Annotated in this window: 29 protein-coding genes; 19 read left to right on the top strand and 10 right to left on the bottom strand. The window is 74.2% G+C overall.

Translation table 11 applies throughout. The annotated features are described in order from the left end of the window. The first annotated feature begins 3 nt into the window (after positions 1-3). The 3 genes from ACWEVP_RS20510 (at position 4) to ACWEVP_RS20500 (ending at position 1382) form a co-directional block, all read left to right on the top strand. Complete coding sequence (locus ACWEVP_RS20510) at positions 4-321, top strand: TusE/DsrC/DsvC family sulfur relay protein (protein WP_452064140.1); 318 nt, start codon at positions 4-6, stop codon at positions 319-321. 15 nt (positions 322-336) lie between these two features. Continuing rightward, positions 337-804: a DsrE/DsrF/DrsH-like family protein gene (locus ACWEVP_RS20505; protein ID WP_452064139.1), complete on the top strand. Its 468-nt coding sequence runs from the start codon at positions 337-339 to the stop codon at positions 802-804. Between the two features lie 218 nt (positions 805-1022). Beyond that, positions 1023-1382: a group I truncated hemoglobin gene (locus ACWEVP_RS20500; protein WP_452064138.1), complete on the top strand. Its 360-nt coding sequence runs from the start codon at positions 1023-1025 to the stop codon at positions 1380-1382. Between the two features lie 46 nt (positions 1383-1428). Here ACWEVP_RS20500 and gap read toward each other — a convergent pair whose 3' ends face one another. Beyond that, positions 1429-2442 (bottom strand): type I glyceraldehyde-3-phosphate dehydrogenase, encoded by a 1014-nt coding sequence (gene gap, locus ACWEVP_RS20495; RefSeq protein WP_452064137.1) that lies wholly within the window; start codon positions 2440-2442, stop codon positions 1429-1431. A 169-nt stretch (positions 2443-2611) separates the two neighbouring features. On the opposite strand from gap, the gene ACWEVP_RS20490 reads away from it, so the two are divergent. The 9 genes from ACWEVP_RS20490 to ACWEVP_RS20450 all read left to right on the top strand — a co-directional run bounded on the left by ACWEVP_RS20490 (position 2612) and on the right by ACWEVP_RS20450 (position 9674). Beyond that, on the top strand, positions 2612-3721 hold the full coding sequence (locus ACWEVP_RS20490; protein ID WP_452064136.1) for a 4Fe-4S dicluster domain-containing protein: 1110 nt from the start codon (positions 2612-2614) through the stop codon (positions 3719-3721). Further along, complete coding sequence (locus ACWEVP_RS20485; RefSeq protein WP_452064135.1) at positions 3708-4169, top strand: Crp/Fnr family transcriptional regulator; 462 nt, start codon at positions 3708-3710, stop codon at positions 4167-4169. Before ACWEVP_RS20490 ends, ACWEVP_RS20485 begins: the two co-directional genes overlap by 14 nt. Then, positions 4162-4983 carry an FAD/NAD(P)-binding protein gene (locus tag ACWEVP_RS20480; RefSeq protein WP_452064134.1) on the top strand — a complete coding sequence of 274 codons (822 nt, stop codon included), beginning with the start codon at positions 4162-4164 and terminating at the stop codon, positions 4981-4983. The genes ACWEVP_RS20485 and ACWEVP_RS20480 overlap by 8 nt, the downstream gene beginning before the upstream one ends. A gap of 1 nt (position 4984) precedes the next feature. Beyond that, complete coding sequence (locus tag ACWEVP_RS20475; RefSeq protein WP_452064133.1) at positions 4985-5755, top strand: NADH-quinone oxidoreductase subunit B family protein; 771 nt, start codon at positions 4985-4987, stop codon at positions 5753-5755. Then, positions 5752-7038 (top strand): Ni/Fe hydrogenase subunit alpha, encoded by a 1287-nt coding sequence (locus ACWEVP_RS20470; RefSeq protein ID WP_452064132.1) that lies wholly within the window; start codon positions 5752-5754, stop codon positions 7036-7038. Before ACWEVP_RS20475 ends, ACWEVP_RS20470 begins: the two co-directional genes overlap by 4 nt. Continuing rightward, a complete protein-coding gene (locus ACWEVP_RS20465) occupies positions 7035-7487 on the top strand; it encodes a hydrogenase maturation protease (RefSeq protein WP_452064131.1) in 453 nt (150 codons plus the stop codon). The genes ACWEVP_RS20470 and ACWEVP_RS20465 overlap by 4 nt, the downstream gene beginning before the upstream one ends. A gap of 75 nt (positions 7488-7562) precedes the next feature. Continuing rightward, positions 7563-8060, top strand: coding sequence for a universal stress protein (locus ACWEVP_RS20460; RefSeq protein ID WP_452064130.1), 498 nt, complete (start codon positions 7563-7565; stop codon positions 8058-8060). 7 nt (positions 8061-8067) lie between these two features. Then, positions 8068-8841: an ATP-binding cassette domain-containing protein gene (locus ACWEVP_RS20455; protein ID WP_452064129.1), complete on the top strand. Its 774-nt coding sequence runs from the start codon at positions 8068-8070 to the stop codon at positions 8839-8841. Further along, positions 8838-9674: a slipin family protein gene (locus ACWEVP_RS20450; protein ID WP_452064128.1), complete on the top strand. Its 837-nt coding sequence runs from the start codon at positions 8838-8840 to the stop codon at positions 9672-9674. Before ACWEVP_RS20455 ends, ACWEVP_RS20450 begins: the two co-directional genes overlap by 4 nt. Positions 9675-9707: 33 nt before the next feature. On the opposite strand, the gene ACWEVP_RS20445 is transcribed toward ACWEVP_RS20450, so the two are convergent. Beyond that, on the bottom strand, positions 9708-10760 hold the full coding sequence (locus ACWEVP_RS20445; protein WP_452064127.1) for a YeiH family protein: 1053 nt from the start codon (positions 10758-10760) through the stop codon (positions 9708-9710). A 96-nt stretch (positions 10761-10856) separates the two neighbouring features. On the opposite strand from ACWEVP_RS20445, the gene ACWEVP_RS20440 reads away from it, so the two are divergent. The 3 genes from ACWEVP_RS20440 to ACWEVP_RS20430 all read left to right on the top strand — a co-directional run bounded on the left by ACWEVP_RS20440 (position 10857) and on the right by ACWEVP_RS20430 (position 13775). Beyond that, positions 10857-11612 carry a GntR family transcriptional regulator gene (locus ACWEVP_RS20440; RefSeq protein ID WP_452064126.1) on the top strand — a complete coding sequence of 252 codons (756 nt, stop codon included), beginning with the start codon at positions 10857-10859 and terminating at the stop codon, positions 11610-11612. Positions 11613-11793: 181 nt separating this feature from the next. Continuing rightward, positions 11794-12474 carry a response regulator transcription factor gene (locus tag ACWEVP_RS20435; protein ID WP_452064125.1) on the top strand — a complete coding sequence of 227 codons (681 nt, stop codon included), beginning with the start codon at positions 11794-11796 and terminating at the stop codon, positions 12472-12474. Continuing rightward, entirely contained in the window at positions 12471-13775 is a 1305-nt protein-coding gene (locus tag ACWEVP_RS20430; RefSeq protein WP_452064124.1) for a sensor histidine kinase, read from the top strand. The genes ACWEVP_RS20435 and ACWEVP_RS20430 overlap by 4 nt, the downstream gene beginning before the upstream one ends. On the opposite strand, the gene ACWEVP_RS20425 is transcribed toward ACWEVP_RS20430, so the two are convergent. The 3 genes from ACWEVP_RS20425 to ACWEVP_RS20415 form a co-directional block, all read right to left on the bottom strand. Next, positions 13772-14983, bottom strand: a complete 1212-nt coding sequence (locus tag ACWEVP_RS20425; RefSeq protein ID WP_452064123.1) for a DUF1501 domain-containing protein — start codon at positions 14981-14983, stop codon at positions 13772-13774. The two genes, ACWEVP_RS20430 and ACWEVP_RS20425, sit on opposite strands and share 4 nt — an antisense overlap. After that, a complete protein-coding gene (locus tag ACWEVP_RS20420; protein ID WP_452064122.1) occupies positions 14980-16281 on the bottom strand; it encodes a DUF1800 domain-containing protein in 1302 nt (433 codons plus the stop codon). Before ACWEVP_RS20420 ends, ACWEVP_RS20425 begins: the two co-directional genes overlap by 4 nt. A 79-nt stretch (positions 16282-16360) precedes the next feature. After that, entirely contained in the window at positions 16361-17608 is a 1248-nt protein-coding gene (locus ACWEVP_RS20415; protein ID WP_452064121.1) for an NAD(P)/FAD-dependent oxidoreductase, read from the bottom strand. Positions 17609-17750: 142 nt separating this feature from the next. Between ACWEVP_RS20415 and ACWEVP_RS20410 the strand changes: the two genes are divergently transcribed. Further along, positions 17751-19268, top strand: coding sequence for a WS/DGAT domain-containing protein (locus ACWEVP_RS20410; RefSeq protein ID WP_452064120.1), 1518 nt, complete (start codon positions 17751-17753; stop codon positions 19266-19268). A 1-nt stretch (position 19269) separates the two neighbouring features. Here ACWEVP_RS20410 and ACWEVP_RS20405 read toward each other — a convergent pair whose 3' ends face one another. From ACWEVP_RS20405 to ACWEVP_RS20385, 5 genes are read right to left on the bottom strand one after another with little or no spacing between them, the layout of a single operon-like run. Then, positions 19270-20631 (bottom strand): wax ester/triacylglycerol synthase family O-acyltransferase, encoded by a 1362-nt coding sequence (locus tag ACWEVP_RS20405; RefSeq protein WP_452064119.1) that lies wholly within the window; start codon positions 20629-20631, stop codon positions 19270-19272. 9 nt (positions 20632-20640) lie between these two features. Continuing rightward, positions 20641-21333, bottom strand: coding sequence for an AMIN-like domain-containing (lipo)protein (locus ACWEVP_RS20400; RefSeq protein ID WP_452064118.1), 693 nt, complete (start codon positions 21331-21333; stop codon positions 20641-20643). 2 nt (positions 21334-21335) lie between these two features. Continuing rightward, positions 21336-21575, bottom strand: a complete 240-nt coding sequence (locus ACWEVP_RS20395; RefSeq protein WP_452064117.1) for an SHOCT domain-containing protein — start codon at positions 21573-21575, stop codon at positions 21336-21338. Positions 21576-21589: 14 nt separating this feature from the next. Then, positions 21590-22600 (bottom strand): Acg family FMN-binding oxidoreductase, encoded by a 1011-nt coding sequence (locus ACWEVP_RS20390; protein WP_452064359.1) that lies wholly within the window; start codon positions 22598-22600, stop codon positions 21590-21592. Continuing rightward, a complete protein-coding gene (locus ACWEVP_RS20385; protein WP_452064116.1) occupies positions 22600-24150 on the bottom strand; it encodes a bifunctional aminoglycoside phosphotransferase/ATP-binding protein in 1551 nt (516 codons plus the stop codon). Before ACWEVP_RS20385 ends, ACWEVP_RS20390 begins: the two co-directional genes overlap by 1 nt. A gap of 144 nt (positions 24151-24294) precedes the next feature. Here ACWEVP_RS20385 and ACWEVP_RS20380 point away from each other — a divergent pair, with 144 nt between their 5' ends. The 3 genes from ACWEVP_RS20380 to ACWEVP_RS20370 all read left to right on the top strand — a co-directional run bounded on the left by ACWEVP_RS20380 (position 24295) and on the right by ACWEVP_RS20370 (position 26136). Then, positions 24295-25311 carry an Acg family FMN-binding oxidoreductase gene (locus tag ACWEVP_RS20380; protein WP_452064115.1) on the top strand — a complete coding sequence of 339 codons (1017 nt, stop codon included), beginning with the start codon at positions 24295-24297 and terminating at the stop codon, positions 25309-25311. A gap of 91 nt (positions 25312-25402) precedes the next feature. Further along, the gene (locus tag ACWEVP_RS20375) at positions 25403-25600 is read left to right on the top strand and encodes a hypothetical protein (RefSeq protein ID WP_452064114.1); all 198 of its coding nucleotides are present in this window, start codon (positions 25403-25405) and stop codon (positions 25598-25600) included. 89 nt (positions 25601-25689) lie between these two features. Beyond that, positions 25690-26136: a hypothetical protein gene (locus ACWEVP_RS20370; protein ID WP_452064113.1), complete on the top strand. Its 447-nt coding sequence runs from the start codon at positions 25690-25692 to the stop codon at positions 26134-26136. Positions 26137-26154: the final 18 nt, after the last annotated feature.

Below are 26154 nucleotides of genomic sequence, written 5' to 3'. Positions count from 1 at the left end.
ACCATGGCCACGAAGGTCTACGCGGGCACCGAAGTGCCTGTGAACGACGAAGGCTTCTTCACCGAACCCGCGCTGTGGCGCGAGGAGATGGCGCCGGAGATCGCGGCCGACGCCGGCGTCGGCGAGCTGGGCGAACGGCACTGGCAGGTGCTGAAGTTCGTCCGGGCCGAGTTCGCGGAGAAGGGCACCGGCCCGACGGTCCGCGTCCTGGGCAAGACGTCCGGCGTGGCGGTCAAGGAGCTGTACCAGCTGTTCCCGAAGGGGCCCGCCAAGCTGGCGGCCCGCATCGCCGGGATCCCGAAGCCGCGTGGCTGCATCTGAGTCCGGAGGGACGTCATGACCGAAAAGATCGAAAAGATCTCCATCATCGTGTCGAAAGGCTCCCTGGAAGGGATCTACCCGGCGCTGATCATGGCCAACGGCGCCCGCGCCGAAGGCATCGAGGCGAACCTGTTCTTCACGTTCTTCGGACTGGACGCGATCCACCAGGCCCGCCACGAGCACATCAAGCTCGCCACGGTCGGCAACCCCGGCCTGCACCTGGCGACGTGGGCGGGCGGCCTGCCCGGCCTGTCGTCGGTGCTGACGCACTACCTGGCGCGCAAGATGGAGGCGCTGGACATCCCGTCGATCCCGGAGTTCGTCGAGATGATCGCCGACACCGGCGCGGGGCTCTACGCCTGCCAGGCGTCGGTGGACCTGTTCGGCATGGAGAAGTCCGACTTTGTCGACCAGGTCGCGGGCATCATCACCGTGGGCGAGTTCTACGACCTCGCGGCGGGTGGCCAGATCATCTTCACGTGACCGGGGGGCAAGGGGAGGACCGGTCATGGCCGGGTGGTCTCGCGACGACCGGTGCCGACGTCGGCCGGCTCGCGCCGGGCGGCCGGCGCCGGACCTCGCCCCTCCGAGGACACGATCACCCGCGGTGAGAATCAGCTAACCCGCGGGTGATCGTGTTCTTACGCCGAGGAAACCCCGGAACGCTTCCCTGGTCGTCACCACCACGATCGGGAGGCGGAATGACGAACGTCTACGAGCAGATCGGCGGCCGGGAAGCCTTGGCCGCCGTGGTCGACGACTTCTACGAACGCGTCCTGGCCGACGCGGAACTGGCGGTCTTCTTCACCGGGACGAACTTGTCCCGGCTCAAGGGGATGCAGGTCGAGTTCTTCACGGCCGCGCTCGGCGGCCCCGACGAGTACCGCGGCCGGTCGATGGCGGACGTCCACCGCGGGCGGGGCATCGCGCAGCACCACTTCGACCTCGTGGCGAAGTACCTCACGGATTCGCTGCTCGCCGCCGGCGTACCCGAGGCGACGGCGGAAACGATCATCGGGGCCATCGCGCCCTTGTCCGCGGACATCGTTTCGCCGGGCTGAAGGACGGGTGCCCGCCGGGCCGCACCACCGGCGGGCACCCGGGGCCCTACGCCAGCGAACGCCCGATCAGCTCCACCAGCTCGACCGTGCGGGTCGCGTAGCCCCACTCGTTGTCGTACCAGCCGAACACCTTCGCCAGGTGCGAGTCGGTCTTCGTCAGCTCCGCGTCGAACACGCACGACGCCGGGTCGCCGATGATGTCGCGGGACACCACCGGTGCCTCGGTGTAGCGCAGGATGCCCTTGAGGTCGCCGTCGGCGGCCTCGGCGAACGCGTGGTTGACCTGCTCCGCCGTCACCGGGCGGTCGAGCTCCACGGTCAGGTCCGTCAGCGAACCGTCCTCGACCGGCACCCGGACCGCCACGCCGTCGAGCCGGCCGGCCAGTTCCGGGAGCACCAGCCCGATCGCCTTCGCGGCGCCGGTGCTGGTGGGCACCACGTTGACCGCGGCCGACCGGGCGCGGCGCGGGTCCTTGTGCGGCCGGTCCAGCAGGGCCTGGTCGCCGGTGTAGCTGTGGATCGTGGTGAGCAGGCCGCGGCGGATGCCGAACGTCGAGTGCAGCACCTTCACCATCGGTGCCACGCAGTTGGTCGTGCAGGAGGCGTTCGAGATGACGTGGTGGTTCGCCGGGTCGTAGTCGTCCTGGTTGACCCCGAGCACGATCGTCGCGTCGACGTCCTTGCCCGGCGCGGAGATCACGACCTTCTTGGCGCCCGCGGCCAAGTGGACGCCGGCGGCCTCGCGGGTGCGGAACTTGCCGGTCGACTCGACGACGACGTCGACGCCGTACTCGCCCCACGGCAGCCCGGCGGGGTCCGCGGAAGCGGTCACCTGGATCAGGTGGTCGCCGACGCGCAGGGCCTCGCCGTCGACGACCTCGACGGGGATGCGCAGCCGCCCGTAGGTCGAGTCGTGCGCGAGCAGGTGCGCCAGCATCTCCGGCGACGTGATGTCGTTGACCGCGACCACTTCGATCGGGCTGTCCGGCGTTTCCAGCACGCACCGGAGGATGTCCCGCCCGATCCTGCCGAAGCCGTTGATCCCGAGCCGTACCGTCATGGGTCTCTCCCTGTCGTCTTCGCTTTGCCCCGATCGTCGGCGACCGGTCGACCCGCTCGTAGAGCACAAGTTCCCCGGGTCGGGAGCCGAACTTCCCCGGTCGGTGACCTTCGGCCCTAGGACCCCGCGCCGGGACCCGCTTCCCTGGAACCCGGCGAAAGGGGAGCCGATGACCTCCGGCGTCCGCGTGCTCGACCGGTCCGGGCTCGACCGGCTGATCGAAACGCTGCAGAGCGAGGGCTACCGGGTCGTCGGCCCGGTGGCCCGCGACGACGCGATCGTGCTCGCCGAGCTCGGCTCGGGCGCCGAGCTGCCCGCGGGCTGGGGTGTGGAGACCGCGCCGGGCCGCTACCGGCTGCGCCGCCGGGCGGACGCCGCGGTCTTCGGCCATTCGGCGGGACCCCAGTCGTGGAAACGCTTTCTGCACCCGCCGCACCGGCCGCTGTGGCAGACCGGTCCCGGCGGGGAGTACGTCGCAGCGGTGGAAGAGGTGCCGCGGTACGCCTTCCTGGGCGTGCGCGCCTGCGATCTGGCCGCGATCTCCGTGCTCGGCTCGGTGCTCGCGGCGAGCGGGTCGTTCGCGCGGCGCCGGCAGGGATTGTTCACCATCGCGGCGAACTGCACCGAGCCCGGCGAGGTGTGCTTCTGCGCCTCGATGGGCACCGGTCCCGGCGCGACCGCCGGTTACGACCTCGCGTTGACCGAACGGCTGGACGACGACGGCCACCGGTTCGTCGTCGACGTCGGATCGGCCGAAGGAGAACGGATCCTCGCGCTGGTCGCCACCCGGGAAGCGAGGGACGAAGACGTCGCCGCCGCCCGCGCGGACGTCGAGGCCGCCACCGCGAAGATGGGTCGCGCGATGCCGCCGGGCGACCTGCGGACGCTGCTGCGGGAGTCACGCGAGTCGCCGGTCTGGCCGGAGATCGCGAGCCGGTGCCTCACCTGCGGCAACTGCACCATGGTCTGCCCGACCTGCTTCTGCACGACGACCGAAGACGTGACGGACGTGACCGGCGAGCACGCCGGGCGGGCCGAGCGCTGGGCGTCCTGCTTCGAGCTCGACTTCTCCTACGTGCACGGCGGCAGCGTGCGCGAGTCCGGGGACAGCCGGTACCGGCAGTGGATGAGCCACAAGCTGAGCACCTGGCACGACCAGTTCGGCACTTCGGGGTGCGTCGGCTGCGGGCGCTGCATCGCCTGGTGCCCGGCCGGGATCGACATCACGGCCGAAGCCGCGCGGCTCGCCGGGGAAGGAGCCGGCCGTGTCGGCGGTTGACCGGTTCACCGCGTTGCCCCCGTTCTCGCGCCTGACGCCCGCGGAGACCGCCCAGCTGACCCGTGCCACCCGCGAAGTCGCGTTCGCCGCGGGCGAGCGGCTGTGCGAGGAAGGCCGCCCGGCCGACCGGCTCTGGGTGCTCGAGAGCGGCCGCGTCGAGGTCGGCACCGCGGTGCCCGGGCGCGGCGAGGTCGTCGTGCAGACGCTCGGGGCGGGCGAACTGCTCGGCTGGTCCTGGCTCGTCCCGCCGTACCGCTGGGACTTCGGGGCCCGCGCGGTCACCACGGTGACGGCGGCCGAGCTGGACGGGCGCCTCCTGCGCGAGCTCGCCGACGAAGACCCGGCGTTCGGCTACGCACTCACCAGCGCGATGGCCGAGGTGCTCGCGCACCGGCTGCGCGGCACCCGGGCCCGCCTGCTCGACCTCTACCGGAGTGGTCGTGACTGAGCCGATGCTGCCGGTGCCGTACCGGGTCGAGCGGCGCACGCCGCAGACCCGGGACACCGCGACACTGCGGCTGGTGCCCGTCGCCGCGGCGCTGCCGGCGTTCCGGCCCGGGCAGTTCACGATGCTCTACGCGCGTGGCGTCGGCGAGGTCGCCATCTCGATCAGCGGCGATCCGTCCACAAGGGACGGTGTGCTCGAACAGACGGTGCGGGACGTCGGCGCGGTCAGCCACGCGCTCTACGCGGCGGAACCGGGCACGGTCCTCGGCGTGCGCGGGCCGTACGGCCGCGGCTGGGACGTCGAGCCCGCCCGGGGCGGCGACGTCGTGATCGTCGCCGGGGGAGTGGGGCTGGCGCCGCTGCGGCCGGTGGTCCGCGCGGTGCTCGCCGACCGGGCCGCCTACGGCCGGGTGGTCCTGGTCGCCGGCGCGCGCACGCCCGGTGACTTCCTCTACCGCGACGAGTTCGCCGGCTGGGAGACCTCGATCGAGGTCCGCCGCACCGTCGACCGGCCCGCCGCCGGCTGGACCGGCGAAGTCGGCTTCGTCACCGAACCCCTGGCGCGGGTCAGGCCGGTGCCCGGCCGGACCACGGCGTTCCTCTGCGGCCCGGAGCCGATGATGCGCTTCAGCGCCCAGGTCCTGCTGCGGGACGGCATCGCGCCCGAAGACATCCGCGTCTCCCTCGAGCGGAACATGCAGTGCGGGACGGCCCTGTGCGGGCACTGCCAGCTCGGCCCGCTGCTGCTGTGCCGCGACGGCCCGGTCGTGTCCTACGCCGAAGCCGAGCCCCTCCTCCTGGTCCGGGAGCTGTGACATGAGCCTGCCCACCCTCGCCGTCTGGAAGTTCGCCTCCTGCGACGGCTGCCAGCTGACCCTGCTCGACTGCGAGGACGAGCTGCTGGACCTCGCCGGCCGGGTGAAGATCGCCTCCTTCACCGAAGCGACCAGCGCGGTGCTGCCCGGCCCGTACGACGTCTCGCTCGTCGAAGGCTCGGTCACCACCCCGGCCGACGAACAGCGGATCCGCGAGGTCCGCGCGCAGTCGCGGGTGCTCGTGACGATCGGCGCCTGCGCGACCAGCGGCGGCATCCAGGCGCTGCGCGACTTCGGGGACGTCGCCGAGTTCGCCGCGTCGGTCTACGCGAGCCCGGAGTACCTGTCCACTCTGGACACCTCGACGCCGATCAGCGCCCACGTGCCGGTGGACTTCGAGCTGCGCGGCTGTCCCATCGACCGCGGCCAGCTGCTGGAGACGCTCACCGCGGTCCTGGCCGGGCGCAAGCCCGACCTGCCGGACACCAGCGTGTGCACCGAATGCAAGCGCCGCGGCCTCACCTGCGTGACGGTCGCCGACGGCACGCCCTGCCTCGGCCCGGTCACCCACGCCGGGTGCGGCGCGCTCTGCCCGGCGCACCGCCGCGGCTGCTTCGGGTGCTTCGGCCCGATGGCGCGCCCGAACACCGCCGCCCTGCTGCCGGTCCTGCGGACCTGCGGCATGGGCGAGGACGCGATCGGCCGCGTCTTCTCGACCTTCAACGCGGCCGCCCCCGACTTCGCCGCCGTGTCCCGGGAGCGGCGGCCGTGACCGCGCGGCGGCTGGCGGTCAACGCGATCGCCCGCGTCGAAGGCGAAGGCGCGCTGCGGCTCGTCGTCGAGGACGGCCGGGTGCGCACCGCCGAGCTGAACATCTACGAACCACCCCGGTTCTTCGAGGCCCTGCTGCGCGGCCGGGCGTACACCGAGCCGCCGGACATCACGTCGCGGATCTGCGGGATCTGCCCGGTGGCCTACCAGACGAGCGCGTGCAACGCGCTGGAAGCGGCGTGCGGGGTCGAGCTGGACGGGCCGCTGGCCGACCTGCGGCGGCTCGTCTACTGCGGGGAGTGGATCTCCAGCCACGCGTTACACATCCACCTGCTGCACGCGCCGGACTTCCTCGGCTTCCCCGACGGCATCGCCATGGCGGCCGAACACCGCGGCGCGCTCGAACGCGGCCTGGCCCTCAAGAAGACCGGCAACGCGCTGATGGAACTGCTGGGCGGCCGCGCGATCCACCCGGTGAACGTCCGGGTGGGCGGGTTCTACTCCGTGCCGGCCCCGGCCGATCTCGCGCCGATGCGCGAACGGCTGCGCGGCGCGCTCGACCAGGCCCGCGAAGTCGTGCGCTGGGTGGCCGGCTTCGACTTCCCCGACTACGAGACCACGCACGACCTGCTGTCGGGGCGCGAGCCAGGGCGGTACCCGATCGACCGGGGGAGCGTGGTCACCAGCACCGGGCTCGAGTTCCCCGCGGCCGGGTTCCCCGAGCACGTCGTCGAACGGCAGGTGCCGCACTCCACGGCGCTGCACGCGAGCCTCGACGGCCGCCGCTACCTGACCGGTCCGCTCGCCCGGTACTCGCTCAACTCGGCGCTGCTCGGCCCGGCCGCACGCGCGGCGGCCGCCGACGCGGGACTGGGTGCGGAGTGCCGGAACCCGTTCAAGTCCATTGTGGTCAGAGCGGTCGAGGTGGTGTACGCGGTCGAGGAGGCGATCCGGCTGATCGACGGCTACGAGCGGCCCGGCCGCCCGTGCGTCGAGGTGACGCCGCGCGCGGGCACCGGGCACGGCGTCAGCGAGGCACCGCGCGGCCTGCTCTACCACCGCTACACCCTCGACGAAGCGGGGCTGGTCACCGCGGCGGCGATCGTCCCGCCGACGTCGCAGAACCAGGCGGCGATCGAGGACGACCTGTGCCGGCTCGCGAGCACGCGGCTCGGCCTCGGCGACGACGCGCTCGCGCTGTTCTGCGAGCGGGTGATCCGCAACCACGACCCCTGCATCTCGTGTGCCACCCACTTCCTCGACCTGACGGTCGTCCGCCGGTGACGGACGTGGTGCTCGGGCTGGGCAACCCCTTGTGCGGGGACGACGGGATCGGCCCGGCCGTCGTGGCCGCGCTGCCGGCCCTGCCCGGGGTGCGGGTGGTCCCGAGGATCACGGATCCGGCCGAGCTGGTCGACGCCTGGGCCGGGGCGGGTCTCGCCGTGGTGGTCGACGCTCTGCGCGGTCCGTTCCCGGCCGGCGAGGTCGTCCGGTGCACCGGCGAGGACGGCTGGCCCGGCGGTGCCGGGCGGACCGGGCACGCCCTGGACGTCGCGGCGGTGGTACGGCTGGGCGAGGTCCTGGACCGGCTGCCGCGGCGGCTCGTGGTGATCGGTGTCGCGGGCACGGATTTCGCGCCGGGGCACCGGGTTTCGGCTCCGGTGGCCGCGGCGGTCCCGGCGGCGGTGCGGGCGGTGCTCGCGGAAGGTCTTTGGTCCCCGCAGGTCGGGTAGAACGCCCGCGTTGCCGCGCGCCCCGGCGGGGTTGGCTGAAGGTCGAGGGGGTCTGCGACCCGAAGAGGAGCAGTGATGACCGAAGCAACCGGGAAGGGCCGGATCGTGGTCGGCGTCGACGGTTCGGACGCGGGCCTGGCCGCACTCCTGTGGGCCACCGGCCAAGCGGCGGCCGGTGGCGCCGAGCTGGAGGTCGTGACGGTGTGGACGCACGACGCCATGCTCGACGACGCCTCGGTGAACCGGACCCTCGAAGAGGCCCGGCGGGTGCACTTCCACGAACTCGAGAAGCTGGTCGCGTCGGTGACGAAGGACCGCACCGGCGTCGACGCTCGGTGCCTGGCCCCGGACGGCGATCCCGCCGCGATCCTGACCGACCGGGCGAAGGACGCGACGATGCTGGTGGTCGGCAGCCACGGCAAGGGTAAGCTGCACGCGGCGCTCACCGGCTCGGTGAGCGGTGCCTGCCTGCGGCACGCGACCTGCCCCGTGGCCGTGATCCCGCCGCCCGCTCGCACGCCGGAGAGCCCGCTGGGCCGCCGGCTGGCCGAGCTCGCGCCGGAACGGGCCTGACGCCGCCGTGACCACCGCACCGCTGCTGGGCGTCCGGGGCGTCACCAAGAAGTTCGGGCCCGTGCAGGCGCTGGCCGGGGTCGACCTCGACATCCCGGCCGGGCAGGTGACCGCGCTGGTCGGGGACAACGGCGCGGGCAAGTCCGTGCTGATCAAGTGCATCGCCGGCATCCACGTGCCGGACGCAGGCGAGTTCACCTGGCAGGGGCGGGCGGTGCGCATCCGCAGCCCGCGTGACGCCGCCGCGCTCGGGATCGAGACCGTCTACCAGGACCTCGCGCTCTGCGACAACCTCGACATCGTGCAGAACATGTTCCTGGGCCGGGAAAAGGTCCGGCACGTGTCGCTCGACGAGGACGCCATGGAGCGGGCCGCGAAGGACACCCTGCACAGCCTCGGCGTCACGACGGTGACGTCGGTCCGCCAGCCGGTGGGCTCCCTCTCCGGCGGGCAGCGCCAGGCGGTCGCGATCGCCAAAGCCGTGCTGTGGCACTCGAAACTGGTGATCATGGACGAGCCGACCGCGGCGCTCGGCGTCCAGCAGACCGAGGTCGTGCTGGAGCTGGTCGGCAGGCTGGCCGAACGCGGTCTGGGCGTGGTCGTGGTGTCGCACAACATGAACGACGTCTTCGACGTGGCCGACCGCATCGCGGTGCTGTACCTCGGCCGGCTGGCGGGCGTGCACGCCACCGGCGAGCTGACCAGGGAAACGGTCGTCGACCTGATGACCGCGGGCCGCTCCGGGCGCTGGAGCGGACGAGTGGAAGGAGTGGCGTCATGACTGTCTGGCTGATCGTCGCCGCGGTCGTCATCGTCGTGCTGGCGCTGTCGATCCGGATCGTCAAGCAGTACGAGAAGGGGGTGCTGTTCCGGCTGGGCCGGGTCGTCGGGGTGCGCGAACCGGGCCTGCGGTTCATCATCCCGGTGATCGACGTGCTGCGCCGGGTGTCCCTGCGGATCGTCACGATGCCGATCCAGTCGCAGGGCATCATCACGCGCGACAACGTGAGCGTCGACGTCTCGGCGGTTGCGTACTTCCGCGTGGTCGACGCGACGAAGTCGGTGGTGGCGATCGAGAACGTCTACGCGGCGATCGACCAGATCGCCCAGACGACGCTGCGCAAGGTCGTCGGCCAGCACACGCTCGACGAGACGCTCGCGGAGACCGACAAGATCAACTCCGACATCCGGCAGATCCTCGACGTCACCACCACCGAGTGGGGCGTCGACGTGACCCTGGTGGAGCTGAAGGACATCCAGCTGCCGGAGACGATGAAGCGGGCCATGGCCAAGCAGGCCGAGGCCGAGCGGGAGAAGCGCGCCAAGATCATCAACGCGGAGGGCGAAGCCCAGGCCGCGGCGGCGCTCGGCTCGGCGTCGGACACGATGATGGCGCACCCGCTGGCGTTGCAGCTGCGCAACCTGCAGACGCTCATGGAGATCGGCGTCGACCACAACAGCACGGTGGTGTTCCCGGCCCCGCTGATGAGCACGATCGGCGAGCTGGGCACGTTCCTGGCCCGCGAGGCGGCCGCGGCCGCACCCGCCGAGGTGGTGCCCGCCGCCGCCGAGGTGGTGTCCGACGGCGAACCGGCGGTGCTGGCGCCTCGCTGATCCGGTGACCCGTGGGGAGGCCACGGGGCCCGGTCAGAGGGTCCCGGTCAGCGCCTGCAGGCCGAGGCTCGCCGCCGCGACGGCGAGCCACAGCAGGCCGCCCAGCAGCAGGGGCCGGGGCCCGGCCCGGCGCATGTCGGCCACCCGCATCGAAAGCCCGATGCCGGCCAGCGCGGTCGTGATGAGGAACGCGCCCAGCGCCGACAGCGCCGGGTGCCACGCGGCGGGGACCACGCCGAGGCTGTTCAGCGTGGCCGCGGCGATGAACCCCAGCAGGAACAGCGGCACGATCTTCCGCCACGGCAGCGCGGGGACGCCGGAGCCCGGCCGCCCGGCTTCGCGGCGGGCCTTCAGCACCGCCAGCGTCATGACGATCGGGATCAGCGTCAGCGTGCGGGTCAGCTTGACGACGAGGCCGTACGCCCCGGCGTCGCCGCCGTAGGCGTAGGACGCCGCGACCACCGACGAGGTGTCGTTGATCGCGGTGCCCGCCCACAGGCCGAACGCGTGGGCGTCCAGCCCGAGCAGGTGCCCCAGCGGCGGGAAGAGCAGCACGGCGGCGATGTTGAAGGTGAAGATGGTGCCGATGGCGTAGGCGACCTCCGCCTGCCGCGGCTTGAGGACCGCGGTGGTCGCCGCGATCGCGGACGCGCCGCAGATCCCGGTGCCGACGCCGATGAGGGTCTGCGTGTCGCCGCGGACGCCGAGCCGCCGGCCCAGCAGCCACGCGCCGCCGAGGGCGACGGTCAGCGTGCCCAGCATGACCGGCAGCGACTCCCCGCCGACCTTCAGCACCTGCGTCAGGGACAGCCCGGTGCCGAGAACCACGATCGAGGCCTGCAGCACGGGCTTGGCCGCCACGGCGTAGCCCGGCGCCCACCGCTCGCCCCGCAGGCCGGGGACGACCGCGGCGGCGACGGCGCCGAGAGCGATGCCGAACACCGGGCCGCCGACGACCGGGACCAGTTCGCCGAGCGCGGTCGCGACCGCCGCGACCGCGACGGCGACCAGCAGGCCCGGCAGCGCCCGTGCCCCGCGGGCCGGTGGCGCCGGCGTCTCGGCGGGCGCTTCCCGGAATGTGGTCACCGGCTCCTCCAGAGGTAAATGTACGTACAATCAAAGTAGATGATGTGCGGACATTTGGCCACGGGTAGGGTCGGGCGCGACAGCCGGGAGGGAGCCATGCCGCCGCGGACGCTCAGCCGCTCGGGCACCGAGCCGCTCTGGAGCCAGCTCCGGCGCGAGCTGCTGACCAGGCTCGACGCCGGCGAGTTCGCCGACCGGTTCCCGGGCGAGCTCGCGCTGGCCGACGAGTACGGCGTGAGCAGGCACACGGTCCGGCAGGCGCTGCGGGAGCTGCGCGCGGACGGCGTGGTGGTCGCCGAGCGCGGCCGTCAGCCCCGCGTGGCCCCGCCGGCGGAGATCGCCCAGCCGATGGGCGCGCTCTACAGCCTCTTCGCGTCGGTCGAAGCCGCCGGCCTGTCCCAGCACAGCGTCGTGCGCACGTTCGACGTCCGGGCCGACGCCCTCGTCGCCGAGCGCTTGGACTTGGAAGCCTCCACCCCGCTGATCTACCTCGAACGGCTCCGCCTCGCCGGCGAGGAGCCCCTCGCCCTCGACCGCGTCTGGCTCCCGGCCGACGTCGCGAAACCGTTGCTGGGAGCCGATTTCACGCACACCGGCCTGTACGCCGAACTGGCCCGGCGCACCGGGGTCAAGCTGGACACCGGCCGCGAAGAGGTGCGCGCGGTCATCCCGACCGCGGCCGAACGAGCCCAGCTCGCCTGCGCGCACGACGTCGCGGCATTCGCGATCAACCGGCTCAGCCACGCCCGCGGGCGGCCGGTGGAGTGGCGCCACACCCTGGTCCGCGGGGATCGGTTCGCGCTCACGGCGGAGTTTTCGGCGGCGGGTTATCGGCTGGTCGGCCGGGCTTGAGCGACGTGCCGCGGGGCGGTCGGGCCGCCTCTGAGGTGGCTGGGTGGGTGAGCCGTGCGCGTGTAGCTCGATGTCGCGGCGTTCGCGGTCAACCGGTTCAGCCACGCCCGCGGTTATCGGCTGGTCGGCCGCGTCTGAGCGGCGTCCCGCGCGCCGGTCCGGCCGCCTCTAAGCTGGCCGGGTGGACGAGCCGACCCCGCCGCGCATCCTGGTGATCGAGGACGCCGAAGCGATCCGGGTGCCGGTCGAGTCCGCGCTGGCGGGCGCCGGGTTTTCGGTCCGGTCCCTGCCCGACGGCACCGGGCTGGAGGCGGAGTTCGCCCGCGCCCGCCCCGACCTGGTCGTGCTCGACGTCATGCTTCCCGGCAGGGACGGTTTCGAGCTGCTGCGGGTGATCCGGCGCGCGTCGGCCGCCGGGGTGGTGATGCTGACCGCGCGCGACGGCGTCGAGGACCGCCTGCGCGGACTGGGCGACGGCGCCGACGACTACGTCGTGAAGCCGTTCGTCCTCGCCGAACTGGTCGCACGGGTGACCGCGGTGCTGCGCCGGACCGGGCGCACCCGGCCGGCCGTGGAGGTCGGCGACCTCGTGATCGACGTCGAAGGCGGCCGCGCCCGCTACGGCGGCACCGACGTCGAGCTGACCTCCACCGAGTGGAAGGTGCTGCTGTACTTCGCCCGGCACCGCGACCGCGTGGTGTCCAAGACGCAGGTGCTCACCGCCGTCTGGGGCTACGGCGAACTGGCGCCCAACCTCGTCGAGGTCAACGTCAGCACGCTGCGCCGAAAGCTCGAGGCGCACGGCCCGCGCGTGCTGCACACCGTGCGGGGCCAGGGGTACGTGCTGCGCGGTGAGGCGTGAGCGGGCTGCGGACGGCGTCGCTGCGCCGGCGGGTCACCGTCACCGTGCTGGTGGTGCTGGCGGTGGTGCTGGTCGCCGTCGGCCTGGTCGTGGACACGGTGTTCCGGGCGCAGGCCGAGCGGGACGTCAACGCCGTGCTCACCGCCCGCGTCCAGCTGGCGCAGCAGCTGGCCAAGCAGAACACCGCCCCGCAGAACCTGCTGCGGCGCGTCGAAACGCGCGGGGTGCAGGGCACGCTGACCCTGCCCGACGGCACGGTCCTCGGCGGCCCCGGCCTGCCGGCGGACGCCCGGATCCGCCAGGTGCGCGCGACGCTGTCCGGGCCGGCGCGGATCAACGGCGCGAAGCTGACGCTCACCGCGGACGAGTCCCTGATCGCGGCGGCCGAGCAGAGCCTGCGGTGGGTGCTGCTGGCCACCGGCGTCGCCGCGCTGGCCGTGGCCGTGGTCGCGCTGCTGCTGGCCGTCCGGTTCGCGCTCGCCCCGCTGGACGCCATGACGCGGCTGGCCCGCTCGATCGTCTCCGGCGGCCGGGGTGGCCGGCTCGCCCCGGAGAGGCCCGGCACCGAACTGGGCCGCGCGGCGGCGGCGTTCGACTCCGCGCTGGACGCCCTCGAGGGCGCGGAGCGAGCGGCGCGCGAGTCGGAGGAGCGGACCCGGCGGTTCGTCGCCGACGCGGCCCACGAGCTGCGCACGCCGCTGGCCGGCGTGCAGGCGGCGGCCGAAGCGCTGCTGCAGCAGCCGCCGGACGCGCCGCAGGAGCAGCGGGAGCGGCTGCAGCTGCTGGTGGTCCGCGAGTCCCAGCGGGCCGGCCGGCTCGTCGCCGACCTGCTCGACCTGGCGCGGCTGGACGCGGGCGCCGAGCTCGACCGGACGCCGGTCGCGCTGCGGGAGCTGGCGGCCGCGCAGGCCGAGCAGCTGCGGCTGACCACCCCCGACGTCACGGTCGAGGTCACCGGGCCCGACACGGTGGTCGTGGCCGACCGGGCGCGCCTGACGCAGATCCTGGCCAACCTGACCGGCAACGCGGTCCGCGCGATGGCCGGCCGGGGCACGCTCACGGTGGAGATCACCGCCGACGGGTTCACGGTGACGGACACGGGACCGGGCGTACCGGGCCCGGAGCGCGAGCGCATCTTCGACCGCCTGGTCCGCCTGGACGCGGCGCGAGAGCAGGGTGGCTCGGGGCTGGGACTGCCGATCGCGCGGGGTTTCGCCCGCGCCCACGGCGGTGACCTGTGGTGCGAGGCCGCGCCGGGCGGGGGAGCGAGGTTCCGGGTGACCGGCCTCCCGCCGGCCTAAGCGAACAGGCCGTCGATCCGTCCACGGTGGCCTGCCAGCACCTTCCCCGCGTCGGTGCCGAGCACGTCCTCCACCAAAGTCGCATACACGTCACGGAAGTCCGTCGACAGCTTCAGGTCGCCGTCGTCCAGGTCGGTCAGGCTCGGCTCCGCGCCGTGGAAGCCGCCCTTCACGCGGGGGCCCAGGACGAACACCGGGCCCGCCGTGCCGTGGTCGGTGCCCTGGCTCGCGTTCGCCGTCACCCGCCTGCCGAACTCCGAATACACCAGCACCGTCGCCTGCTTGCCGCGGTCGGACTTCGCCAGCCGCTGGACGAACGGCGTCAGCGCGCCGTCCAGCTCGGTCAGCAGCCGCTGCTGGGTGCCGCGCTCGTCGGCGTGCGTGTCGAACCCGCCCAGCGACACCGAATACGCCCGCGTCGGCACGCCGGCTTCGATCAGCCCGGCCACCACGTCCAGCTGGGCCGCCAGTTCGCCCTTGGCCTTCTTGCCCTCCTGTGCGGACGGGTGGCCCAGGGTCTGCACGGCCCGGTGCAGATCGGTGACCGACCGCGCCGCGCGCGCCTGCCAGAACCCCTCGCCGGGCTGGGCGGCGCCGAGGTCCTCGAACGCCTTGCCCAGCGCGCCTTCCGGCAGCTTCAGGCCACCCACCGGCAGGGACGCCGCCGCGGTCCGCTCGCCGGCGAGCAGCGGCGGCAGCACCGGGTCGACCGACACCGCGCGCAGCGGGTCGTCGCCGGTCGCGTCCAGCCAGCGGCCGAGCCAGCCGGTGGGCACGGACGTCTCCGGCGACGCCGTCTGCCAGATCGCCATCGACCGGAAGTGGCTGTGGTCGGGCTTCGGGTAGCCGACGCCGCGCAGCACGGCGAGCTGCCCGCCGTCCCAGAGGCCCTTGAACCCCTTCATCCCCGGGTTCAGCCCGAGGCCCTCGCCGAGATCGAGCACCTCTCCCGGCTGGTACGCCAGTTCGGAGCGCGCGTTCTGGTAGGCCGGGTCGCCCGCCGGGACGACGGTGTTGAGGCCGTCGTTGCCGCCGTAGAGGGTGACGACGACGAGCACACCCGCGTCCGGGTCGAGCGGGTTCTCCACCGCGGCCGACATGAGGTGGCCCCAGTCGACCTGCGTGGCGCCGGCGGCCAAGGCCGCGGCGGCCGTCACGCCGGTCGCGGTGAGGAACCTGCGACGGTTCACCTGCTGCACGATCGTCACCCGCTCACTACGTATTCGGGGGCACAAGCGGCCACTGTGGACAGTTGGCGGACATTGCCGGCGACCCCGTTCAGCGCGGCTCGGGTCCGCTCCGACCACGCGTCGACGCCGAGCAGGTCGCCGATCGCCGCGGCCTTGTCCCGCGCCTTCGCCACCGCGCCGAGGTCGGCGTGCTCGGCGACCAGCTGCGCCGCGTGCAGGCGCGCCACGCCCGCCGACGTCGTCAGCCAGGCTCCGCCCGCCGCCCAGCCGCCGACGCTGGGCGGCTGGAACGGGACCTGGCCCATCCCGCGCAACGCCGCCAGCAGCTGGGTCCGGGTCTTGTCCTCGAGCCCCGACGGCCGCACCCCCAGGGCGCGCAGCAGCCCGGCCAGCCACTCGACGGGCTGCTTGACCAGCGATGTCGCGCTGTCGTGGAACGCCGCTTCGTCGGTGATGGCGCGCAGCAGCGCGCGGATGTCACGGCGGCTCCCGTAGGCGGCGACCAGGCGGTTGAGCACGTCGGCCGGCGGCGGAGCCGCCGACACCAGCCGGAACCAGACGCGGCCGGCGACGAACGGCGCCGATTCCGGCCTGCCCAGCACGAGGTCCACAAAGGACTGCGCGGCGAAGTTCCCGTCGGCGCCCAGGATGTGCTTGACGCCGTCGTCGTGTCGCTTGGCGACCAGCTGCGCGCCGGTGGCGTCGCGCTTGGCGGTCCAGCCGGTGAGCGCGCGGGCGGCTTCGCGGACGTCGTCTTCGGTGTAGTGCCCGACGCCGAGGGCGAACAGCTCCATGAACTCGCGGGAGAGGTTTTCGTTGGGTTTGCCCGCCTTGTTGCTGTTGCCGTCGAGCCACAGCAGCATCGCGGGGTCGACGACCATGGCGCGGGCGAGATCGGTGAAGCTGCCGAGCGCGTGGTCGCGCTGGGCCCGGTTCTGGGCGAGCATCAGCCGCGGGCTGCGCACCTTCTGCTCACCGGTGGCGAAGTGGCCGTGCCAGAACCAGGTCAGCCGCTCCACGGAGGCGAGGTCGGCGGCCGCCATCCGGTCCAGCCACCAGCTCACGGCCTGCGTCGCCTGGGCCTGGGTCTGCTTGCGGGCCTGCTGCTTCGCGGCCGGGTCGGCGTTCTTGCCGGGGTTGTCCGGCGGCGGACCGGGATCCGGCATCGGCGTCGCGGCCGCGCCGGCGTCCGGCCCGGCGCCCAGCAGCCGGTCACGGGTTTCGGCGAACCCGCGGTCGAGGTCGCCGGGCCGCGGCCCGAAGCCGAGGCGGTCGTGCAGCCGCCGGACGGCCGCTCGTTCGGAAAGCACCACCATGCCTCCGATGGTGGGACGCGGGAGCGCACCGCCGCGACCGCCCGGCGCGGTCCTTAAGCCGATCCACAGCTACGGCCGGTCACCGGGCGGCGCCGCGCAAGCCGAACGCCACGGTGTCCCAGGCCGTGCCGTCCAGCACCGGCCGCCCCGCGCGGAAGCGGCCGCGCACGTAGGTGCCGAACGCCTTCTTGCCCAGCCGCCAGGCCGCCGACGTGCCGACGCGGTAGGCGTCGAGCCGCGCCGGGTCGACGACCACCGGGTGCGCCGGGTCCCCGGTCACCGACAGCGGGACCTGTGCGAAGGCGGCCTTGTCGAACATCTCCAGCACGCACGTGCCGACCGGCTCGAACCCCGGGCGAGGCAGGTGCGCCCCGATGTCGGCGGCGATCCGCCCGGCCACCGCCCGCGCCTGCAGCAGCGCCAGGAACTCCTGCTTGACCGGGAAGTCCCCGGCGTCGCCGGGGGCGTGGACGTTCGGGTGCCCGAGCACCTGGCGCGTGCTCTCCTCGCAGACGAGGAACCCGCGCTCGTCGGCCGGGAGTCCCTCGAAGCGCTGGGCGGCGACGTGCGGCGGCGACGCCACGAGCAGCGTGAAGTCCTGCGCGGTGCCGTCGGTGTAGGCGATCTCGAGCTCGCCGACCTTGTCGGGCGAGAGCCCCGTGCGGCCGTCGACGCCGCGTTCGGCGAACTCCGCGGCGACGACGTCGTGCAGCCGGGGCCCGAACGCCTCCAGGTGGCCGCGCTCGGAGGTGGTGAACGCGAGCTGGACGTTGTCGCGGACGTCGCGGCCGCGCAGCCAGGTGTCGAGCATCAACGCGATCTCGTACAGCGGGCCGGCGTACCCGTTGCCCGGCGGCACGAGGAACTGGACCTGCTGCAGCCGCCCGTGGCTCGCGTTCTGCGCGACCCACCGCAGGTCTTCGCCGAGCGCGTGCAGCTGCCCGGGTGTCCCGACGGCGCGCCCGTACTCGGCCAGCCCGGCCACCTCCTCCGGCCGGGTCGCGGCGCCGGTGGCGATGACGAGGTGGTCGTAGGGGACCGGGCCGCGCGAGGTGTGCACGACGCCGCGGTCGGTGTCGACGCCTTCGGCGGCGGCGATCCGCAGGTCGATCGCCCGGCGGCGCGCCGGTTTCGCGAGCGGCACGTGCAGCGGTGCCTCGGCCGCGCCGAAGGGCAGGTAGACGCCGCCGGGCCGGAAGAGGAAGTCGTCCCGGTCGGTGACCAGGGTCAGCCGGACCTGGTCCGGGTTCGCCAGCGCGCGCAGCGTGAACGCGGTCTCCAGCCCCGCGAACCCGCTGCCCAGCACGACGACGTGGGTGGGGGACATGAGTTCCTCCGATGCTCGAGGGGTCTTGGCGGCCGGGTCCACGATGCGGCCGCCGGGGACGGGCGAGGCAGGGCCCTCGGCCGTGCGCGCGGAGGACTTCCGGCCCTTTTTCGGGTCTCCGGCGCGGACGGACAGTGGAGGCGTGCCGAACACGCGAAGACTCGCCGGGCCGCACCGCCGGATGCCCGCGCAGGACAGCCTGTGGCTGCACCTGGACCGGCCGGAAAACCTCATGGTCGTCACCTCGGTGCTGTGGACGCGGTCGCCGGTGGATCCGGCGCGGCTGCGGTCGGTCGTGTCCGACCGGCTGCTCGCGCGCTACCCGGTGTACTTCCAGCGGGCCGTGCCGCACGGCCGCGGCCTGTCCTGGGAGACCGATCCCGGCTTCGACCTCGGTGACCACGTCGTCGTCCGTGACCTCCCGGCACCGGGGGACCAGGCGGCCCTGGAGGAGTTCGTCGCCGCGCGGCGGAGCGAGCCGCTCGACCCGAGACGTCCACTGTGGACGATCGATCTGCTGCAGGGTTATCGCGGCGGCAGCGCGCTCGTGTGCCGCACGCACCACGCGATGGCGGACGGGATCCGCCTGACCCAGGTGCTGTTCAGCCTCCTGGACCCGGTCGACGGCGAGACCGCGCCGCACGCGAAGGTCGGTGGCGCGGCGCCGCACCGCGAAGACGTGGCCCAGCCGGTGGTCCGGCTCGGCGCCGCGGTGCTGCGCGCGCTCGAGGACACCGGCGCCAAGGCCCAGCGGCAGGCCGCGCGGGTGCACCCGGTGCTGGAGTCCGCGGTGGCGCTGCCGGTGCTCGGCGCGACGGCGGTGGTCGGCGCGACCGGAGCCGTCGCCGGGTTCGTGTCGTCGGCGCTGAGCGGCGGCCCGCGCCGCGCGGTCGACTCGGTCGCCGGCGCGGCGACGACGCTCTGGCACAGCGCCACGGGCACCGGCGAGCTGCTGGGCCCCTCGACCGCGACCGGCCTGTGGGAGGGCGAACCCGGCGTCGAGAAGACCGCGGCCTGGGGAGACCCGGTCCCGCTCGGCACGCTCGCCCGGATCGGCCACGAGACCGGGACGACGGTGAACGACGTCTGCACGGCGCTCGTCGCGGGCGCGCTCGACCGCTACTTCACGGCACACGGCACGGTCCGCCCGGACCCGTCCGACCTCGGCTGGCTGATCCCGGTGAGCCTGTCGTCCTTCGACGACGAGCTGCCGGCGAACCTGGGCAACCACTTCTCACTGGTGCTGGCGCAGCTGCCGCTCGGGCGCCGGACGTTCGCCGAGCGCCTGGCCGAGGTGCACCGCCGGGTCGCCCGGATCCGCGACTCCTACGAGCCGGTGCTGACGTTCGGGGTGCAGTACGCGATCGCCCGCGGCCCCGCGGCGCTGGGCCGTCCGGTGAGCCGGTTCTTCGCGGGCAAGGCGGTCGGGGTGCTCACGAACGTGCCGGGCCCCCGGACCCCGATGACGCTGGCGGGCGCCCCGGTGGCGGGCATCGTGGGCTGGGCACCGTGCAGCGGCCGCCAGGCGATCACGATCTGCATCTTCAGCTACGCCGGCGAAGTGCGGTTCGGGTTCGGCACGGACCGCAAGCTGATCCCGGACCCGGAGACCCTGGTCGACGCGCTGGCGGCGGAGTTCGCGGCCGTCGGCGGCCGATAGCTCAGCGGGCCGCGTCGCGGAGGGCCGGGAGCTCCCGCTCGATCGCCTTGACCAGCACCTCCGTGTCCGGCACCGCGTCGGCGTCCGAAGTGATCCCGAACGTCACCTGTCCCGCGTAGCTGAGCATCGCCACGCCGATCCGCACCCGCAGGGCGATCGGGACGTACGGGTAGATCTCGACGATCGGCCGGCCGAGGGCGGACAGCGGTTCGGCCGGGCCGCGGACGTTCGTCGTCACCGTGACGATGTTGCGCTGCGGCAGGTGGGCGGCCGCCCGGATCGCCCACGCCACCGGGGCGAACGGCTCGCGCGCGGCCGTCGCGGTGAGCAGCGCGCCCGCCGCCGCCTCCTGGCCCGACTTCAGCGTGCCCAGGCGGCGGTGCACCCGGAGCAGGCGCTGGGCCGGATCCGGCAGGTCGACCGGCAGCAGCGGCAGCAGCAGCGAGACCTCGTTGTCCAGGGACGTCCCGGTCCGCACGGACACCGGGACCAGGGACCGCACGCTGTCGGCGGCCGGGGTCTCCCCGCGCTGCAGCAGCAGCTCGCGGAACCCGCCCGTGACGGCGGCCAGCAGGACGTCGTTCACCGTGACGCCGAACTTCCGGGCCACGGCCTTGACCTCGGCCAGCGGCACCGAAGCGGTCGTGTAGCGCCGGTCTCGGCCCAGCGGGCCGGTCAGCGGGGTCGGCGACGCCGGCAGCAGGGCCGAGGTCATCGTCACGAGGCCGCGGGCGACGTCGCTCACGCGGCGGGCCAGCCGGTTCGGGTGCAGCAGCTCGCCGGCCAGCGCACGGGCCTGGTCCCACGGGAAGCGCAGCAGCGTGCCGACCGCGTCCGCCAGCAGCTTCGCGGAGCCGGGGTCGGGTGACTCCCCGGCCGGCTCCGGGCCGGCCTCGGCGGTCCCGAACAGGATCGTCTGCAGCCGGGTCGCCGCGAGCCCGTCGGCGAGCGCGTGGTGCACCTTGGCCAGGATCGCCCAGCGCCCGCCCGGCAGGTCCTCGATCACCCAGAACTCCCACAGCGGCCGGTCGCGCTCGAGGCGTTCGCCCATCAGCAGCGCGACCAGCTCGCCCAGCGCCGCCCGGTCGTGCGGCGCCGGGAGCGCGACCCGCCCGAAGTGCGCGGGCGGGTCGAACGCGGGATCGTCCACCCAGGCCGGCGGCCCGAGGTCGAACGGCACCGTGCGGACTTTCTGGCGGTACCGCCGGATTCCGGCCAGCCGGCCGAGCACGGCGGCGACGAACTCGTCCTGGCCGGGTGCGGGTCCTTCGGCGATCGCCACCGAGGCGATCGCCAGCGACGAGCGGGGGTCTTCGTCCTCGATCTCGAGGAAGGCAGCGTCCAAGGGGCTGAGCCGGTCCATGCCGTCCTCTCAGTGGGCGATGTCGAGGACCACCCGGCGAACCCGGTCCGGCCCGGTCTGGGTGAACACGCGGAACGGCAGCTTCGCGCGCACCCCGACGGCGAACGTGCACTGGCCTTCGAAGGACCCGGCGAAGCGCACGGCCCGCAGGGACGGCCAGCCCGGCGTGCTCACGAGGGTGTCGCCGATCGCGGCGAGCACCCGGCCGGGCTGGTGGCCCGAGTCGTCGGTGCCGAGCGCGGGCGCCCGGACGACGACCTCCAGGGCCGCGCCGCCGGGCACCGGCAGCGGGTCGCCTTTCGGGTCGGTGGTCACGGCCGGGACGTACTGCACGGCGTAGCCGGCCTCCGCCGGGCCGTTGACGTCGAAGACCACGCGGTCGAAGCACGCGTGCCGCCCGGCTCGCACGAGGTAGAGCGCGTCGCGGCTCATCGTGTCCGAACCACGGGGATCCGTGCGCCAGCCCGCGGTCTCCGCGCAGGACGGTCTCGCCGGGGGTGGCGTCGGGACCGCCGGGGCCGGCTTCGCCGTGGTGGCCGGTCCCGGGGTCGCGGTCGTCGCCGTCGCCGGCGGCACCGAGGACGACGCCGAAGACGACGCCGGGGGCGGCGTTCCGGCCGGCGGGGAGGCGACCGGGCCGCTCCCGCACCCGGCGGCCGCGAGCCCGCACACCAGCGCGAGGAGGAGCGTCCGCCCGTGCACGGTCAGCTCGCCCGGTCGAGGGCGTCCCGGCGCAGGTGGTACTCCTCCTGGTCGATCTCGCCGCGGGCGAACCGCTCGTCGAGGATCCGCCGGGCGGTCTCGGCCGACGTCGGTGGCTGCGGCCCTCGCCGGGCGAGGACGACGGCGAGGCTGACGACCGCGGCCAGGACGAGCGCCATCAGCACGAGCATGCCGATGCCGCCGACCCAGCCCATGGTTGCGGGGTAGTGCCAGTACGGCATGACCGGCTCCTTTCCTAGTGGGCCTGGAAGTGCTTCGGGGGAGCGTCCAGCGGCTGCAGGACGTCGGAGAGGTCGCGGCGCGGCGTCGCCGGCACCGGGTCGGCGTTGGCGGGCGCCCAGCCGATGCGCAGCACCATCTGCGGGAACGAGCCCCCGGTGACGCGTTCGATCACGGTCTCCCGGACGTCGCGCAGCTCCAGCGGCTCGGTCAGCGGGCAGGACGACAGGCCGAAGGCGTTCGCCGTCAGCAGCACGGCGCTGGTGGCCTCCCCGGCGCGCAGCCGCGACATCCGGTCGTCGGAGGCGGTGCTCAGCACGAGCAGGACGGTTTCGTCGTCCTCGGCCTTGGCATCGGGCGGCTGGGCCAGCAGCGGGTCCGCGAACGGGCGGGTGCGCAGCGCGCCCGGGGTGTCGTCGGGCGCCGGGGTGTTGCGCGCGGGCACGCCGTCCGGCGAGATGTGGCGGCCGCTCCAGGCCGCCAGTTCCGTGCGGTAGGCGGGGTCCCCGGCGTGCCGCCGCGACGCTTCTTCGATCGCCGTCGCCAGGTAGTAGCGCGCCGAGTTCTCGGCGACCTGCAGCACGGTGCCTTCCAGCGCCGCGGCCTTGGCGAGCGCTTCGACGTGCCCGCGCGGCACGGCCCACGAGCTGTGCCGGCGCCGGTCGGTCCGCCGCCGCGGGATCGCCGCCGCCATCGCGATCTCGTCCTGCTCGGGATCGTGCCGGTGCAGGGTGATCGCGGCGAGGTGGTCGGGCTCGTCCGGGTTGGGCAGCCGGTGCACCTCGGCGCCCCAGCCGAGGGCGGCGAAGCCGATCCGGAGGTGGTGCAGTGCCGCGCCGCAGCTGAGGATCAGGTCGCGGCCGTCGGGATCGGTTTCCCCCAGCCGGCGGCCGGGGTCGGCGTAGAGGTGCAGGGAACTATGCCCGAGCCGCCAGAACCACGGCTGGGTGTTGTGCACCGACGGTGCGCGGACGGCCATGGCGACCGCGGTCCTGACGGTGAAGTCGTCCGGAAGTCCTCGCTCCATCATCGGCCTTCCTCGGGCTCGGGGGTCTGTTCGGTTTCGACCTTCGCACCGCGGCTCCGGCCGCCGGGAGGGCCGGAGTGCCTCAGCCCGAGGGACTTTGGGTGCTCCGGCACCAGGGCCGCGATCGCGCGGGCGAGCGACTCGGCCGGGGTGCCGGTCGTCGGCAGGGGGTGCGCTTCGGGCCACGGGTCGGCGTCCGCGGCCATCCGGTGCGCGATTTCCGGGGTGGCGTCGGACAGGGTGCCGGTCCGGGTGGTGATCCGCCGCGCGGCCGTCTCCTCGGGGACGTGGCACCGCACGGCGACGAGCGGGCTGTCCGTGCGCGAAGCCACGCCGGCCGCGAGCGCGCGGTGCCGGGCGGCGGTCCAGGACGCGTCCAGCACCACCGTCTCGCCGAGGCCCAGCAGCTCGCCGGCCCGGCGGACGAGCTCGGCGTAGGTCGCGTCCGTGTGGGCGGTGTCGTAGAGGCCCTGCCGGTAGCCTTCCGCGGGCCGCCGGACCGGGTCGAGCCCGGCCAGCTCCTTCCGCAGCCGGTCCGACCGCAGCAGCGTGGCGCCGGTCCGGTCGGCCAGCCCGGCGGCGATCGTGGACTTGCCGGTTCCGGGTTCCCCGCCGACGAGCAGCAGGCGCACCCGGCCGAGGCGCAGGTGCCACAGCGCGAGCTCGGCGTAGTCCCGGGCCAGCGCGGCCGCTTCGGCGTCGCCTTGGGCGTGGCGCAGGCAGGCGACCTTGACCCGGACGAACGCGCGGTAGGCGAGGTAGTGGTGCACCAGCGCCGGGGGAGCGGGATCGCCGGTGAACTCACGGTAGCCGGCCAGCAGCCGGGCACCCAGCTCGGGAGCGCCGAGCCGTTCGAGGTCCATGGCGAGGAAGGCGACGTCGTCGAGGACGTCGACGTGCCGGAGGTGGTCGTCGAATTCGAGGCAGTCGAGCACGCGGGGGCCGTCGTCGAGGCAGAAGACGTCGTCGGCGAGCAGGTCGCCGTGCCCGTCGACGACCCGCCCCTCGGCGATCCGGCGGTCGAACAGCGGCTCCCGGCCGGCCAGGAACTCCTCGGCGAGAGCCTCGGTCTCCAGGGCCGTGGCGGGGTCGAGCACGTCGCCGTGGAACGGCCGGACCTGCGCGAAGCTGTCCCGCCACCGGGCGCGGACGGCGTCGCGGGTCTCGTCGGCGTCGATCTCCGGCCCGCGCGCGGCCCGCGAGTGGAAGGCCGCGAGCTGCCGGGCCAGCCGCCGGACCGTCCCGTGCAGGGGCGCCCGCCGGCGGACCAGAGTGGACAGCCGCCGGTCCGCGGGCATCCGGCGCATGACGACCAGGTGGTCGCGGACCTCGCCGTCCGGGCCGGTCACGTCGGCGACGCCGAGGTAGACGTCCGGGGCCAGCCGCCGGTTCAGCTCCACCTCCCGGTGGCACACCCGCTCGCGGGTCTCCCGCGCGGAGAAGTCCAAGAAGCCGAGGTCGACCGGTTTCTTCAGCTTGTAGGCGAGGTCCCCGACGAGGAAGACCGCGCCGATGTGGGTTTCGCGCACCTCGGCCCAGGGTCGGTTCATCCCGCGAGCATCGGTCACCGCGCGGGACTCGCGCCGGGGACGAAAGTCACCGGGGCCGGGGACCGCGGCCACCTGTCGCGGGCCGGGCGGGCGCCCACCATGGACGGGTCGAGGGCAGGAGCGACGGGGAACGGAGTGACTCCCATGTCCACTGTGGAGCTTTCCGGCTGGACGCCCGCCGAGACGGAGGTGCTGGTCCGGTCGATGATGCGCGCGCCGTCGGTGCACAACACCCAGCCGTGGACGCTGGACGTCGCGCCGGGGGAGCTCCTGGTGCGCGAACGCGCCGAGCCGGTCCTCCCGCACCACGACCCGCACGGCCGCGACCGCGCGGCTTCGTGCGGCGCCGCGGTCGCCAACCTCGAGCTCGCGGTCCGGACGCTCGGCCGCACGGCCGAGGTGGCGTTCCTGCCCGAGGAGGACCAGCCGGACCTGGTCGCCCGGATCACCGCGGCCGGCTCCGAAGCACCGAGCGTCGAAGAGCTGCGGCGCTACGGCGCGATCGCGCGGCGGGCCAGCCATCGCGCGCCCTTCGACGGCCTCGCCGTCCCGGCGCCGGTGGTCCGCGGGATCGTCGCGGCGGGCGGCGCACCCGGCGTCGAGGCGCGGCCGCTCCGGCCCGGCCGCGAAGTCGCCGTGGTGACGCGGCTCCTGCACTTCGCCGCGGAAACCTTCCGGCGGGACAGCGGTTACCAGCGCGAGCTGTCGCTGTGGACGATCCGGGACGAACGCGCCCACCGCCACGGCGTGGGCCTCCCCGCCGGCCGCGTCCCGGCCGGCTCGGTGCCCTGGGCCGGGCTGGTCCGCCGGGCGACCGAGCTCCCGGAACCGGCCGAGCTCGAGCGCCGGCTCGCCGCCGAAACGCTGCTGGTGTTCGTCACCGCCGACGATGCCCGGCTCGACCACGTCCGCGCCGGGTACGCGCTGGAACGAGCCTGGCTCGCGGCGGTCGACGTCGGCCTGGCGGCCGGGGTGCTGACCCAGCCGCTGCACCTGGCGGCCGTCCGGTCCGCGCTGTGCGAAGACCTCGGGCTCGGCGGCTTCCCGCAGGCGCTCGTGCGCATCGGCTACGCGGCGGAAGCGGACCCGCTCGGGCCGCGCCGGGCCGTCGAAGAGGTGCTGCGCCACGGCGCCGCACCGGCCGGGCCCCGCGACCCGTGACCCCGCGGACGCGCCCGGTCGTCGACCGCGCGAGCCCCGGCTGCTCGCGGCCCGCGGGGAAACCGTCGGCGCGTTCGCGATCGCCGTGCCGGTGTCGGGGCGGGCCGCGGGCGCCGGGGCGGCGCTCGGCAACGCGGTCAGCCCGCTGCTCGTCACCGTGCCGGTCCGGGACGCGATCCCGCTCGGCGTGGGCGTAAGCGGGAAGCTGAAGGTCGTCTTCGAAGCGCTTTCCCACGCGGGAACCCTGACGATCTCGGAACTGGCGCTGCTGTGCCGCGAAGCCGGCTGAAGAGCGGCCTTTCGGCTCTCCCGCCGAGGACCCACGACCCTGCGGTGACCCGGCCCCGCGGACGACGATCGGAGTGAACGGAGGTCACGATGACGACCGGCGTGAAGCCCCCTCGACGGCCCGCCCGCACCCGGCTCGCCGGGTACTTCGCCGGGGTGGTGGTCAACGGTGTCCTGCTCGTGCTGATCAACGGACGGCCCGGCTGGGCGGTGGTGCCGTTCCTCACCCCCGCGTTCTCCTCCGTGGTCGGGGTCGTCGACCTCGCCCTGGTGGCCGGCGCGGTCACCGGCTTCGTGCACCTGTGGCACGACCCCGAGTGGCTGGTCGCCCTCGACGGCGTGGTGACGACGGCGGCCGGCCTGGTCGCGCTGGTGCGGCTGTGGCAGGTCTTCCCGTTCGACTTCGGCGGTTCGTCGTTCGACTGGGCCGCCGTGGCCCGCATCCTGCTCGCGGCCGGGTTCACGGGCTCCGTGCTCGGACTGGCCGTCGGGCTGGTGACCCTGGTCCGCGCCGGCCTCCGCAAGCCCCGCGGGTGACCTGCCCGCCGAACGAAA

It is taken from the genome of Amycolatopsis sp. NPDC003865 (assembly GCF_053605345.1).
The sequence above is the reverse complement of the archived record's forward strand: the minus strand, read 5'-3'. Positions and strand labels throughout refer to the sequence as shown.